Origin of the sequence: Sodalis praecaptivus (assembly GCF_000517425.1) — a bacterium.
In the GTDB taxonomy this organism is placed as follows: Bacteria; Pseudomonadota; Gammaproteobacteria; order Enterobacterales; family Enterobacteriaceae; genus Sodalis_A; species Sodalis_A praecaptivus.
Genome location: NZ_CP006569.1, coordinates 3614702 through 3628095, shown reverse-complemented (window position 1 = coordinate 3628095; position 13394 = coordinate 3614702). Strand labels below are relative to the sequence as shown.

The following is a 13394-nucleotide window of genomic DNA, read 5'->3' as shown; positions in this document are numbered from 1 at the left end:
CCAGCCGTGCTAACCTGGGCGGTGTCAAATGCAGCGGTTAGCCGCGCTGATCTTGGCGGCGTTTAATGCGGCGGTTAAGCGCGCTATTAAGCAGTACTTCGTGCGCAGTCTCGTCGGCTTTTTTATTGAACCGCGTCTCGATTGTGGCCAGGCTGCATTCGGGGCGCTTTTTTTTGTCCGAATGCGCCTCTACTGACAACGGCGGTTTTGTCGCGGTTGCTGCATATTTCGCCAGTTAAAACTTATTTTGCATTTAGCGCTTGCCACCATCCGGGAAGGCCCTATAATGCGCCTCCACTGACCGGGAACAGTCGTTGCGACTTACCGGCTCAGCCAGAGGCAAGCGGCCCGCGAAGGGCAAATAAAAGCTTGACTCTACAGCGGGAAAACGTAATATACGCCACCCGCGCCGGTAGAGAAAATACCCTCCCGGCCACGCTCTTTAACAATTTATCAGACAATCTGTGTGGGCACTCACAAGACGATATCGATACACGAAATATCAAGTCTTGAAGAGTGAACAACGAATATTCATACGAATACCAGTTTTAATTCTTTGAGCATCAAGCTTTTAATTGAAGAGTTTGATCATGGCTCAGATTGAACGCTGGCGGCAGGCCTAACACATGCAAGTCGAGCGGCAGCGGAAAGAAGCTTGCTTCTTTGCCGGCGAGCGGCGGACGGGTGAGTAATGTCTGGGGATCTGCCCGATGGAGGGGGATAACTACTGGAAACGGTAGCTAATACCGCATAACGTCGCAAGACCAAAGTGGGGGACCTTCGGGCCTCACACCATCGGATGAACCCAGATGGGATTAGCTAGTAGGTGGGGTAATGGCTCACCTAGGCGACGATCCCTAGCTGGTCTGAGAGGATGACCAGCCACACTGGAACTGAGACACGGTCCAGACTCCTACGGGAGGCAGCAGTGGGGAATATTGCACAATGGGGGAAACCCTGATGCAGCCATGCCGCGTGTGTGAAGAAGGCCTTCGGGTTGTAAAGCACTTTCAGCGGGGAGGAAGGCGATGGCGTAAATAGCGCCATCGATTGACGTTACCCGCAGAAGAAGCACCGGCTAACTCCGTGCCAGCAGCCGCGGTAATACGGAGGGTGCGAGCGTTAATCGGAATTACTGGGCGTAAAGCGTACGCAGGCGGTCTGTTAAGTCAGATGTGAAATCCCCGGGCTCAACCTGGGAACTGCATTTGAAACTGGCAGGCTAGAGTCTCGTAGAGGGGGGTAGAATTCCAGGTGTAGCGGTGAAATGCGTAGAGATCTGGAGGAATACCGGTGGCGAAGGCGGCCCCCTGGACGAAGACTGACGCTCAGGTACGAAAGCGTGGGGAGCAAACAGGATTAGATACCCTGGTAGTCCACGCTGTAAACGATGTCGATTTGAAGGTTGTGGCCTTGAGCCGTGGCTTTCGGAGCTAACGCGTTAAATCGACCGCCTGGGGAGTACGGCCGCAAGGTTAAAACTCAAATGAATTGACGGGGGCCCGCACAAGCGGTGGAGCATGTGGTTTAATTCGATGCAACGCGAAGAACCTTACCTACTCTTGACATCCAGAGAACTTGGCAGAGATGCCTTGGTGCCTTCGGGAGCTCTGAGACAGGTGCTGCATGGCTGTCGTCAGCTCGTGTTGTGAAATGTTGGGTTAAGTCCCGCAACGAGCGCAACCCTTATCCTTTGTTGCCAGCGATTCGGTCGGGAACTCAAAGGAGACTGCCGGTGATAAACCGGAGGAAGGTGGGGATGACGTCAAGTCATCATGGCCCTTACGAGTAGGGCTACACACGTGCTACAATGGCGCATACAAAGAGAAGCGATCTCGCGAGAGTCAGCGGACCTCATAAAGTGCGTCGTAGTCCGGATTGGAGTCTGCAACTCGACTCCATGAAGTCGGAATCGCTAGTAATCGTGGATCAGAATGCCACGGTGAATACGTTCCCGGGCCTTGTACACACCGCCCGTCACACCATGGGAGTGGGTTGCAAAAGAAGTAGGTAGCTTAACCTTCGGGAGGGCGCTTACCACTTTGTGATTCATGACTGGGGTGAAGTCGTAACAAGGTAACCGTAGGGGAACCTGCGGTTGGATCACCTCCTTACCTAGACGATACGTTCAAGTGACGTGTCCACACAGATTGTCTGATAACTGTCACGAGCAAAGCAGCCCGTCGGCGGCTTTTTTTTTATGCCGATTTTTCGTGTCCCCTTCGTCTAGTGGCCTAGGACACTGCCCTTTCACGGCGGTAACAGGGGTTCGAACCCCCTAGGGGACGCCACTTTGCTTTTTATTTCAGAGCGCGTTTATCGAGCGCGCTGCGAAATACCGCTCTTTAACAATCCGGAACAAGCTGAAAATTTGAAACACATGCTGAAGCGCAAACTCAGTATGCGAGTCTCTCAAACGAAGTAAGCAAACCTGAGATAACGCGTAAGCGTTATCACTGTAGCGCGACAGGCCTTGTCGTCTCCGTGGCGTCTTCACAGACGACGCCGGGTCTCGCCAGTATGGCGACACTCGAGCGAGACGGCGCGAACGGCTGAAAGCCCAGGCGCACGGCACGCAGGCACCGCAGTGGACTTGATGTCCATGAGGATGCCGAGTACCGCGCAACGCCGGATTTCGGTCGTGCAGCCCGTCGGACAAGGTGCAAACAGCTCAGGGTTGTGAGGTTAAGTGACTAAGCGTACACGGTGGATGCCTAGGCAGTCAGAGGCGATGAAGGACGTGCTAATCTGCGAAAAGCGCCGGTGAGCTGATATGAAGCGTTATCAGCCGGCGATGTCCGAATGGGGAAACCCGGTGCAATTCGTTGCATCATCGTTAAGTGAATCCATAGCTTAACGAAGCGAACCAGGGGAACTGAAACATCTCAGTACCCTGAGGAAAAGAAATCAACCGAGATTCCCCCAGTAGCGGCGAGCGAACGGGGAACAGCCCAGAGCCATCATCAGCTTGCGCATCAGGAGAACGGTCTGGAAAGTCCGGCGACAGAGGGTGATAGCCCCGTATCCGAAGGTGTGCTTGTTGTGAGCTCGATGAGTAGGGCGGGACACGTGATATCCTGTCTGAAGATGGGGGGACCATCCTCCAAGGCTAAATACTCCTGACTGACCGATAGTGAACCAGTACCGTGAGGGAAAGGCGAAAAGAACCCCGGCGAGGGGAGTGAAATAGAACCTGAAACCGTGTACGTACAAGCAGTGGGAGCATCCTTCGGGGTGTGACTGCGTACCTTTTGTATAATGGGTCAGCGACTTATATTCTGTAGCAAGGTTAACCGCATAGGGGAGCCGCAGGGAAACCGAGTCTTAACTGGGCGTCTAGTTGCAGGGTATAGACCCGAAACCCGGTGATCTAGCCATGGGCAGGTTGAAGGTTGGGTAACACTAACTGGAGGACCGAACCGACTAATGTTGAAAAATTAGCGGATGACTTGTGGCTGGGGGTGAAAGGCCAATCAAACCGGGAGATAGCTGGTTCTCCCCGAAAGCTATTTAGGTAGCGCCTCGTGACGTCATCTACGGGGGTAGAGCACTGTTTCGGCTAGGGGTCCATCCCGGATTACCAACCCGATGCAAACTGCGAATACCGTAGAATGTAATCACGGGAGACACACGGCGGGTGCTAACGTCCGTCGTGAAGAGGGAAACAACCCAGACCGCCAGCTAAGGTCCCAAAGTCATGGTTAAGTGGGAAACGATGTGGGAAGGCCCAGACAGCCAGGATGTTGGCTTAGAAGCAGCCATCATTTAAAGAAAGCGTAATAGCTCACTGGTCGAGTCGGCCTGCGCGGAAGATGTAACGGGGCTAAACCATGCACCGAAGCTGCGGCAGCGACACGTAAGTGTTGTTGGGTAGGGGAGCGTTCTGTAAGCCTGCGAAGGTGGCCTGTGAGGGCTGCTGGAGGTATCAGAAGTGCGAATGCTGACATAAGTAACGATAAAGCGGGTGAAAAGCCCGCTCGCCGGAAGACCAAGGGTTCCTGTTCAACGTTAATCGGAGCAGGGTGAGTCGACCCCTAAGGCGAGGCCGAAAGGCGTAGTCGATGGGAAACAGGTTAATATTCCTGTACTGGGTGTGACTGCGAAGGGGGGACGGAGAAAGCTAGGTTCGCCGGGCGACGGTTGTCCCGGTTCAAGCGTGAAGGTGGAATGAGCAGGCAAATCCGCTCATTCTCAACACTGAGGCGTGATGACGAGCCACTACGGTGGTGAAGGAATTGATGCTACGCTTCCAGGAAAAGCCTCTAAGCTCCAGGTCACATCGAATCGTACCCCAAACCGACACAGGTGGTCAGGTAGAGAATACCCAGGCGCTTGAGAGAACTCGGGTGAAGGAACTAGGCAAAATGGTGCCGTAACTTCGGGAGAAGGCACGCTGGCATGTAGGTGGAGGGCCTTGCGCCCCGAGCTGAAGCCAGTCGCAGATACCAGCTGGCTGCAACTGTTTATTAAAAACACAGCACTGTGCAAACACGAAAGTGGACGTATACGGTGTGACGCCTGCCCGGTGCCGGAAGGTTAATTGATGGGGTTATCGCTTGCGAGAAGCTCTTGATCGAAGCCCCGGTAAACGGCGGCCGTAACTATAACGGTCCTAAGGTAGCGAAATTCCTTGTCGGGTAAGTTCCGACCTGCACGAATGGCGTAATGATGGCCAGGCTGTCTCCACCCGAGACTCAGTGAAATTGAACTCGCCGTGAAGATGCGGTGTACCCGCGGCAAGACGGAAAGACCCCGTGAACCTTTACTATAGCTTGACACTGAACATTGAGCCTTGATGTGTAGGATAGGTGGGAGGCTTTGAAGTGTGGACGCCAGTCTGCATGGAGCCAACCTTGAAATACCACCCTTTAATGTTTGATGTTCTCACTCAGGCCCGTTATCCGGGCCGAGGACAGTGTCTGGTGGGTAGTTTGACTGGGGCGGTCTCCTCCCAAAGTGTAACGGAGGAGCACGAAGGTTAGCTAATCACGGTCGGACATCGTGAGGTTAGTGCAAAGGCATAAGCTAGCTTGACTGCGAGAGTGACGGCTCGAGCAGGTGCGAAAGCAGGTCTTAGTGATCCGGTGGTTCTGAATGGAAGGGCCATCGCTCAACGGATAAAAGGTACTCCGGGGATAACAGGCTGATACCGCCCAAGAGTTCATATCGACGGCGGTGTTTGGCACCTCGATGTCGGCTCATCACATCCTGGGGCTGAAGTAGGTCCCAAGGGTATGGCTGTTCGCCATTTAAAGTGGTACGCGAGCTGGGTTTAGAACGTCGTGAGACAGTTCGGTCCCTATCTGCCGTGGGCGCTGGAAGATTGAGAGGGGCTGCTCCTAGTACGAGAGGACCGGAGTGGACGCACCACTGGTGTTCGGGTTGTCATGCCAATGGCATTGCCCGGTAGCTACGTGCGGAAGAGATAACCGCTGAAAGCATCTAAGCGGGAAACTTGCCTCGAGATGAGTCTTCCCTGAGGCCTAGAGCCTCCTGAAGGGACGTTAAAGACGATGACGTTGATAGGTCGGGTGTGTAAGCGCTGCGAGGCGTTGAGCTAACCGATACTAATGACCCGTGAGACTTAACCTTACAACACCTGAGCTGTTTGAGAGCGAGCGTGAGACGAGAGCGAAAGCGAACGTTGACGCTCAAAGCGCAGGCGGATGACACCGCCGACACCCGCGCCAACCGCAGGCCAGATATGGCCGCGAAAGGCATAAGCCACACCGACCCCGGTGCGGCGGCAGGGCGTGCAGCGTGCGCAAGAGACAAGACATTATCAGCGATGTTCCGGATAACGCCCGACGGTCACGTGAGTGAGGGTCGGGCAGCAAGAGCCTTCTGCACGGCGAAAGCGGTGCGGACAACGAATTTGCCTGGCGGCACTAGCGCGGTGGTCCCACCTGACCCCATGCCGAACTCAGAAGTGAAACGCCGTAGCGCCGATGGTAGTGTGGGGTCTCCCCATGCGAGAGTAGGGAACTGCCAGGCATCCAATAGGTTGTGCCGGTTAACGCCGGAACGACAAGCAGTATCAACAGGCAGCGAGAGCTGCAATAAACACCCAGGATGGTCAACAGGCGTCTGACCCCGCTCATGTTAATCTGGTGTGTGTCATGATTCGGTGGTGCGGTAGTTCAGTCGGTTAGAATACCGGCCTGTCACGCCGGGGGTCGCGGGTTCGAGTCCCGTCCGCACCGCCACTCCCATTGAAAGCCCTGAACATTGGTTCAGGGCTTTTTTGTCTTGTTTTTTCGCCGGTGAGTGAAGGCTTACCTAGCTAATCCTCAGGCTGCTAGGTCTTAGGTTGCCACAACCGTCGACGGTCGCGGCGAGGTGAGCTCAGGGGGCGGTTTCGGGCACTGGCGCAACATAACGCTCTGGGGGCGTGTCCGGATTGAGGCTGGCAATCTCCGCAAAGGACTCCTCAACGGAGGCATAGCGCCGCTGGCTAAGAAAGCTGCGCCAGGCGTGCCAGCGGTAATGCGGCTCGCCGGGTTCACCCTGATGCTTACCGAGCAGGTAGAGAGTAAATCTCACCGGCAGTAGCGTATACAGATTAACGCCATATTTTTGCGCTTTGACAAGATAGTAACGCCTACCATCGTGAAACAGGCGGTTGACCAACACTTTGGCTGAGCTGGCGGTGAGGCGACTATCGAGCCAAACGAACTTATCGCTGTTGGCGACGGGCACCATGCTGAATCCGCCGTCCGGGTGGTGAATAAAAAAGCTGATGCCGTGGCAATTATGCGTGTGATTGTTATCGAATTGCCCCAGAATCACCAGATCGGGTTTGCCATTGCCATCAATGTCTACCCGATTATCACCCGGTACTAACGGAACCGGCGTCAGGTTGGTGCCCGCCGCACCGGCGGAGACAAACAGCGCAAGCAGTAACGCCTTCATTGAATCCCGCCCTCTATCGACAGCGGCATTTTTGCCGGGCGCAATAATTGCCGACTCTCGCAGACTTCACAATCGGCGTTGCTAAAGCGAAATACGTTAAGCGTTCCCGGTAGAATGCGCTGAATATGGCAGCCTACGCTCGGGGCCGTTTCGCTTCCCTGCGGGTCGTGCTGAATATCGCGGTCGTGTAGCGCGCTGATAAGTTTGAGTTTATCAGTAATCCAACGATCGCCGGCGTTGACCAAATAAACAGGATTTTGACCGCGAGCATCGGTCAGCAGCGTCAAAGTGCCATTGCGATCCTCGATAAAGAAGCAAAAGTCGCCCTCGGCAAGACCAAGGGCGGCCGAGCCCAATTGCGTGCTAAGCTGGTAGAGCACTTCGGCCCCGTTAACCACCGGTACGCCACCGGTAAAATGTGTCGCCAGATGGCGCAGTAGGCGCTTGTTACGCAGCGATCCAATGAGATAAGCGCTACCGGTGGCAAAGCGATAACTTTGCACCGGCGTTTTGCGGCCGGTAAACAGGCAGCCGTTGCGCAGCATTTCGATATTACCGCTGCAGCAATGTGCCAACAGACTGATATCTTTATTGATGTTACCATGAATAATGCAAAAGCCGTTGTCCACCATCTCTCAACTCCTCTTGATTATGCTATCGATTGCAGCGCGTTGCCGGCTGCTCGACTTTTAAACTCTCACGATAAACAAGTTTGGCAGTAATGAATACTGGACTATAGTGCAGTACTTGGTGGCGGCACGCCTCACTTCCGGCTGATCAAGGCAGCCGGGTAGAGAGGCAGCGAGGCGGGGCGAACACGCCCAGAGCGTCGACATTGCCGCAGCAGGCGGTCTCGTCCAAGGCAGGGGCGCTTTTGTGATATACTGTGTGGGGCGGGTCAATATGTCATGGCCCCATATTGAATTTGCCGGGCCGAGAGCTTATAAAAGCGTAAGGTGGTCAGGTGTCTGTGGACTAAAACAGCGGGAATTAACTCAAACACCGCCACAGGCGCAAAACTTAGTTGAATAGGCGGTAACCGTGCCAAAAAAAACATATGCCGTCAGGTATGTCGCGGGCCAGCCAGTCGAGCGTATCTTTCCACCTCTTGCCTCTGGCCAGTTAGGTCAGGCGCTACCGGCGGGAGAACCTTTGCCGGGCTCGCGCATTTTGCGGGTGATGGTATGGAATATCTATAAACAGCAGCGCGCCAATTGGTTGTCGGTACTCCAAGGGTTTGGTAAAGATGCTCAATTGGTCCTGTTACAGGAAGCGCAGACCACACCTGAGCTGGTCCGATTCGCTACCTCGCATTATTTGGCGGCGGACCAGGTTCCCGCACTCATTTTTCCGCAGCATCCGTCGGGGGTCATGACCCTTTCCGCCGCGCATCCGGTCTATTGCTGTCCGCTGCGCGAGCGCGAGCCCCTGTTGCGGTTAGCCAAGTCGGCTTTGGTCACCGTGTATCCCATCTATAACGGGCAACTGCTCATGGTGGTTAATATACACGCGGTAAATTTCAGCCTGGGCATTGATGTGTACAGTAAACAGCTCGGCCCCATTGGTGAGCAGATCCGCAATCATAGCGGGCCGGTTATCATGGCGGGGGATTTCAATGCCTGGAGCCGGCAGCGTATGCTGGCGCTCTACCGGTTCGCGGAACGGATGGGGCTGGGAGAGGTGCGATTTGTCGACGATCAGCGCAAGCGGGCGTTTGGCCGGCCGCTGGATTTCGTCTTTTACCGCGATATGAACGTCTGCGAGGCGTCGGTGCTGGTAACCGAGGCTTCCGACCATAACCCTTTGCTGGTCGAATTCGAGCCCGCTTCACGGCGCGAGCGGACACCGGCGGAGCCGCAAATTGTCGGCATCGGAAGATAAACCACGCTGTGGATAGCGGGAGCTGAAAGGTATCGATAGGTAAATCATGCTGCCGATAGCGGGATATAAAAGGTATCGGAAGATAAATCACGCTGTCGATAGCGGGGCATAAAAAAAGCAGACGTTAAACGTCTGCTTTTTTGTTTCGCTGGCGCTGGCGCCAGCCCGGACACAACTTACCGTCGTCACACCCCGCCGCGGGCAGGGTGTGGCAAGCGATAGATTAAGAGTCCGTGGACTTGCCGTTGACGAACAGTGTCAGCTTAAGCCCCGGCTGCAGGTTGTTGGCATTGTCCAACGCATCGTTCCAGCGCATGACGTCCTTGATATCGACGCCGTGGCGGCGGGCGATGCTCGCCAGAGAATCCCCTTTGCGTACCTGATAGGTGATGCTGTTGTTATTGGCAATCTGCATCGAGCCGCTGCCGACTTTCAGCGTTTGGCCCACTTTCAGGCTGCGCGCGCTGCGCAGGTTATTCCATTTCTGCAAATCAGCGGTTTTGACGTTCAACCGCTTGGCGATGCCGGATAAGGTATCACCGGCACGCACCTCATAGCTGCCGCTGCCGAGGCTGTTATCCGCCAACTGTGTGGACTGCACCGCCGCAATATCGCCTTCCGCCAGCGAGGTGCGCAGCTGTGAAGCATGCGCCTTGGGCAGCATGATATAATGCGGTCCGTTTGGCGCCGTCACGTTGCGCTTATAGCCGGTATTAAAGCTTTTCAGCTTGGTCAGCGACAGGCCGGACATTTCCGCCGCCTGCGTTAGCCCCATTTGCTGGCCGACTTCCACCCGCGCCAGTGCGCGTTGTGCATTCGATTTAGGCAACGCGATGCCAAATTGTTTGCTATTCTTAATGAGGTTGCTGAGCGCAAGCATCTTCGGAACATAGATGGTGGTTTCACGCGGCAGCGCCAACGACCAGAAGTCGGTGGGGCGGCCTTTGGCCTTGTTACGCTTGATGGCCTGCATAATACGACCTTCACCGCTATTATAGGCGGCAATAGTCAATAACCAGTCGCCGTCAAACATACGGTTAAGCCGCTGCATCATATCCAGCGCCACGGTGGTGGATGCCACCACATCACGGCGGCCGTCATACCATTGATTCTGCTTCAGGCCATAATTCTTGCCTGTCTGGGGAACTATCTGCCAAAGGCCAGCCGCGTTAGAGGCGGATGTTGCCTTCGGGTCAAAAGCGCTCTCCACTATGGGTAGCAGTACTAGTTCCATCGGCATCTTACGTTGCTTAATCTGCTCGACTATCCAGTACATGTACGGCTCTGCCCGTAATGTTACATCGTGGAGATAGCTCTTCTGTTTCAAATAACGCTTTTGTTGCTCGCGGACCCGGGCGTTATCCGGTATCTGCATCTTCAGCTCGTCGCCAATGAAGTTCCACAAATCGCCTTGCGGCAGGCTGTTGTTGATATCTTGCCATCGTGCGGTACCCGCTCGATCATCTGTGTACTTTCCCGCTTCACCTTGACCTGCCGAAGAAACACTCTGTGCATGCTGTTCGGGGGGGGGCGTGTCCTGCCTGGACGCCTGACACCCCACCAGCAAGACCGAGGCGAATAAGATCGCATGAGTCTTCATCTGTATGTCAATAGTCGCTTAAAAGACGAGCAATGATACTTTGAAGGCTGGGACATTACAACTAAAACCTTCAGAAATGATCCTTCTTCTCGCGTAATGCCGCAAAAACACGCCATTCCTCGCCGGAAGCAGGGTGAGCGTTTAATTTGTTCTGTAAATCAATGTCATGGCAACGTAAGAAAAGATTAATTTGACGCTCTAAATGCAGCGTTGTGGGCAGGCTAGGCTGGTTTTTCAGACGTAACTCTTTAATTTCACGTTGATAACCTGTGATAACGCTATCTTGAGGCAAGAGGGCGGCGGCGAAGTCCAAATTGCTTGAAGTATACTCATGAGCGGCGCAGATCAGGGTATCGGGGGGAAGCTGATTAACCTTTTGAAAAGACGCGTACATTTGCTTGGGCGTACCCTCGAAAAGCCGACCACAACCTGCGGAAAAAACCGTGTCGCCGCTAAAAAGCCAGGGGGCGCCATAAAATCCGATATGTCCGAGTGTATGACCGGGCAATGCCATTATGCTGAAGGTATGACCCAGTAAGGTCAGTGTATCGCCTTCGCTAATAATCCGGGTTGCGCCCTTGGCGCGGGTTTCCTCCGGGCCATAGACCGGTACCGGGAAATGCCGCAGCAGCTCGGCGACACCGCCCACATGGTCATGATGATGATGGGTCAATAAAATAGCGACAGGGGTTAAGTGGCGGTCGGCAAGCGCCTGTAACACCGGCGCCGCCTCGCCCGGATCGACCACCAGGCATTGGCTGTCGTCATTGTGTAAAAGCCAAATGTAATTATCCGCCAGTGCGGGAATGCTGATAAGATTCATTGTTAACCTCGTTATTTCTCTATGGCCCTTAGAAGATAGACAAACATGAAACCAGCGCAAAGTAACAAGACGATTGTGGCGCCTGCCTCATGGGACGATATTCCCTGCGGGGCTTACTATCGCCAGGCGCTGGAGCAGGGGTTGAAAGCGTGGTGGCCTAAACTGTTCGGGTTTCATTTACTCAAAATCGGCGCGTTGAGCGCGGATCTGGATACCGGTGATTGTGCGATTTCCCACCAGGTCAACGTGGGGCTCGAGGGCGAAGGTTTGCACGTTATCGCCGATCCTTACCAATTGCCGTTCGCCAATAAGTCGGCAGACGCTTGCTTACTGGCCCATACCTTATCCTATACCGGCGATCCGCATCGGCTGCTGCGGGAGGTCGATCGGGTCCTCATTGATGACGGCTGGCTCGTCATCTCGACGTTCAACCCGGTGAGCATGCTGGGGCTTGGCAAGATCTGCCCGATCCTTTTTCGCCGCCAGCCGTACAGAAGCCGAATGTATACGCAGATGCGGCTGTTGGATTGGCTGGGGGTGCTCAATTTTGAGGTGTTGCACCGTACCCATCTGCAGGTGTTGCCATGGCGACGACAAGGGGGGCGGCTACTCAGTACCCATTTCCCCGCAATGGGTTGCCTGAGCGTGATAGTCGCGCGCAAGCGCACGTTTCCCCTCAGCCTGACGCCGCTGAAAAACAAAGCGTCCACGCGGGGATTGCGCCGGCCTGTAAACGCCACCACCCGCAGTTGCCGGCAGCGGCATTCCTGGAAAGAGGAGTGAGAACGCTTTAATCCGCCCGGCCGCCGCCCGTTTGCGCTTCCACCCGATAGCCGATGTCCTCCAAAGCCGGATGGCCGGCGGCGGTGCGCGCCAGTTCGTCGCAGCGTTCGTTTTCCGGATGGCCCGCATGACCCTTTACCCAATCCCAGCGCAGGGTATGAGGCTGAATGGCTGCGTCCAGCCGCTGCCATAAATCGACGTTTTTCACCGGTTTCTTCTCGGCGGTTTTCCAGCCGCGTTTTTTCCAGTTATGAATCCATTGGGTAATCCCTTGACGGACGTACTGGCTGTCGGTGCTGAGCACGACCTCGCAGGCGTCCGTCAGCGCTTCCAGCGCGACGATGGCCGCCATCAACTCCATACGGTTGTTGGTGGTCAGGCGATAACCGGCGCTGAAGGTTTTTTCATGCTGTTTATAGCGCAAGATTGCGCCATAGCCGCCGGGGCCGGGATTACCCAGGCACGAACCGTCGGTGAAAATTTCAACCTGTTTGCGCATCTCTGGTAAACTTGCTCCATGTTAAAAGCCCAAGTCTGACATAAACGAGCATTATGAGCACTGACATTACGCGACAGATTGTTCTGGATACTGAAACCACCGGCATGAACAAGTTGGGTGTCCACTACGAAGGACACCGAATTATCGAAATTGGCGCGGTGGAGGTCATTAATCGCCGCCTGACCGGTCGGCACTTCCACGTCTATCTGAAACCGGACCGTCTGGTAGACCCTGAAGCGTTCAATGTCCACGGCATCAGCGACGAGTTTCTAGCCGATAAACCCACGTTTGCCGACGTGGCGGATGAATTTTTACAATTCATACGCGGCGGCGAATTGGTCATTCATAACGCCCCCTTCGATATCGGCTTTATGGACTATGAGTTTGCGATGCTTAATCGCGGTATCGCTAAAACCGACACCTTTTGCAAGGTGACGGACAGCCTGCTGCTGGCGCGCAAAATGTTCCCCGGGAAGCGCAATAGTCTGGACGCGTTGTGCGACCGCTATCTGATCGATAACAGTAAGCGTACGCTGCACGGCGCTTTGCTCGACGCCGAAATCCTGGCGGACGTTTTCTTGTTGATGACCGGCGGCCAGACCGCCATGCGTTTTGCGATGGAAGGGGAGCAAGAGCAGCGCGAGGTGGGCGACACCGTGCAAATTCAGCGGGTGCAGCGCGCCCAAACGTCGCTGAAAATCGTTTACGCCAGCGATGAGGAAGTCGTAGCCCATGAGCAGCGGTTGGATCTGGTGCAGAAAAAGGGCGGTAGCTGTCTGTGGCGGGAAGACAGCCCTGCACAAAACGAATAAAATCGTCCCGTCAGGTCAAAATGAACGCAGGGTGCTGCATTTATCAGCAAACGATTTTGCCGCGCATGAAAAGCATTGACGTTA

The 13394-nt window shown here is 54.9% G+C and carries 9 protein-coding genes, 2 tRNA genes and 3 rRNA genes; 9 read left to right on the top strand and 5 right to left on the bottom strand.

The features are described from left to right. The first annotated feature begins 28 nt into the window (after window positions 1–28). The 6 genes from SANT_RS24525 (at window position 29) to SANT_RS16175 (ending at window position 6206) form a co-directional block, all read left to right on the top strand. Complete coding sequence (locus tag SANT_RS24525; protein ID WP_158500164.1) at window positions 29–196, top strand: hypothetical protein; 168 nt, start codon at window positions 29–31, stop codon at window positions 194–196. Window positions 197–572: 376 nt separating this feature from the next. Next, window positions 573–2114 (top strand): 16S ribosomal RNA (locus SANT_RS16195). 101 nt (window positions 2115–2215) lie between these two features. Then, a tRNA-Glu gene (locus tag SANT_RS16190) sits at window positions 2216–2291 on the top strand. A gap of 392 nt (window positions 2292–2683) precedes the next feature. Further along, window positions 2684–5592, top strand: a 23S ribosomal RNA gene (locus SANT_RS16185). A 286-nt stretch (window positions 5593–5878) separates the two neighbouring features. Next, window positions 5879–5994, top strand: a 5S ribosomal RNA gene (rrf, locus tag SANT_RS16180). Together the 16S, 23S and 5S rRNA genes with 2 tRNA genes alongside form the textbook arrangement of a ribosomal RNA operon. A 135-nt stretch (window positions 5995–6129) precedes the next feature. Continuing rightward, window positions 6130–6206 (top strand) — tRNA-Asp (locus SANT_RS16175). A gap of 139 nt (window positions 6207–6345) precedes the next feature. Here the strand turns inward: SANT_RS16175 and SANT_RS16170 are convergent. Next, window positions 6346–6912, bottom strand: coding sequence for a carbapenem self-resistance protein CarG family protein (locus SANT_RS16170; protein WP_025423308.1), 567 nt, complete (start codon window positions 6910–6912; stop codon window positions 6346–6348). Beyond that, entirely contained in the window at window positions 6909–7544 is a 636-nt protein-coding gene (locus tag SANT_RS16165; protein ID WP_025423307.1) for a carbapenam-3-carboxylate synthase domain-containing protein, read from the bottom strand. Before SANT_RS16165 ends, SANT_RS16170 begins: the two co-directional genes overlap by 4 nt. A gap of 409 nt (window positions 7545–7953) precedes the next feature. Here SANT_RS16165 and SANT_RS16160 point away from each other — a divergent pair, with 409 nt between their 5' ends. Further along, window positions 7954–8793: an endonuclease/exonuclease/phosphatase family protein gene (locus tag SANT_RS16160; protein WP_025423306.1), complete on the top strand. Its 840-nt coding sequence runs from the start codon at window positions 7954–7956 to the stop codon at window positions 8791–8793. 223 nt (window positions 8794–9016) lie between these two features. Here SANT_RS16160 and mltD read toward each other — a convergent pair whose 3' ends face one another. Together mltD and gloB are read right to left on the bottom strand one after the other, a co-directional pair. Continuing rightward, window positions 9017–10393, bottom strand: coding sequence for a murein transglycosylase D (gene mltD, locus SANT_RS16155; protein ID WP_025423305.1), 1377 nt, complete (start codon window positions 10391–10393; stop codon window positions 9017–9019). Between the two features lie 70 nt (window positions 10394–10463). After that, on the bottom strand, window positions 10464–11216 hold the full coding sequence (gene gloB, locus SANT_RS16150) for a hydroxyacylglutathione hydrolase (RefSeq protein WP_025423304.1): 753 nt from the start codon (window positions 11214–11216) through the stop codon (window positions 10464–10466). Between the two features lie 45 nt (window positions 11217–11261). Here gloB and SANT_RS16145 point away from each other — a divergent pair, with 45 nt between their 5' ends. Next, on the top strand, window positions 11262–11999 hold the full coding sequence (locus SANT_RS16145; RefSeq protein WP_025423303.1) for a class I SAM-dependent methyltransferase: 738 nt from the start codon (window positions 11262–11264) through the stop codon (window positions 11997–11999). A 7-nt stretch (window positions 12000–12006) separates the two neighbouring features. On the opposite strand, the gene rnhA is transcribed toward SANT_RS16145, so the two are convergent. After that, a complete protein-coding gene (rnhA, locus tag SANT_RS16140; RefSeq protein ID WP_025423302.1) occupies window positions 12007–12498 on the bottom strand; it encodes a ribonuclease HI in 492 nt (163 codons plus the stop codon). Between the two features lie 53 nt (window positions 12499–12551). On the opposite strand from rnhA, the gene dnaQ reads away from it, so the two are divergent. Continuing rightward, a complete protein-coding gene (dnaQ, locus tag SANT_RS16135; protein WP_025423301.1) occupies window positions 12552–13310 on the top strand; it encodes a DNA polymerase III subunit epsilon in 759 nt (252 codons plus the stop codon). Window positions 13311–13394: the final 84 nt, after the last annotated feature.

Coding starts and splice junctions, on each gene's coding strand:
- dnaQ (WP_025423301.1), top strand. CDS start 12,552: ATGAGCACTGACATTACGCGACAGATTGTTCTGGATACTGAAACCACC.
- rnhA (WP_025423302.1), bottom strand. CDS start 12,498: ATGCGCAAACAGGTTGAAATTTTCACCGACGGTTCGTGCCTGGGTAAT.
- SANT_RS16165 (WP_025423307.1), bottom strand. CDS start 7,544: ATGGTGGACAACGGCTTTTGCATTATTCATGGTAACATCAATAAAGAT.
- gloB (WP_025423304.1), bottom strand. CDS start 11,216: ATGAATCTTATCAGCATTCCCGCACTGGCGGATAATTACATTTGGCTT.
- SANT_RS24525 (WP_158500164.1), top strand. CDS start 29: ATGCAGCGGTTAGCCGCGCTGATCTTGGCGGCGTTTAATGCGGCGGTT.
- SANT_RS16170 (WP_025423308.1), bottom strand. CDS start 6,912: ATGAAGGCGTTACTGCTTGCGCTGTTTGTCTCCGCCGGTGCGGCGGGC.
- mltD (WP_025423305.1), bottom strand. CDS start 10,393: ATGAAGACTCATGCGATCTTATTCGCCTCGGTCTTGCTGGTGGGGTGT.
- SANT_RS16145 (WP_025423303.1), top strand. CDS start 11,262: ATGAAACCAGCGCAAAGTAACAAGACGATTGTGGCGCCTGCCTCATGG.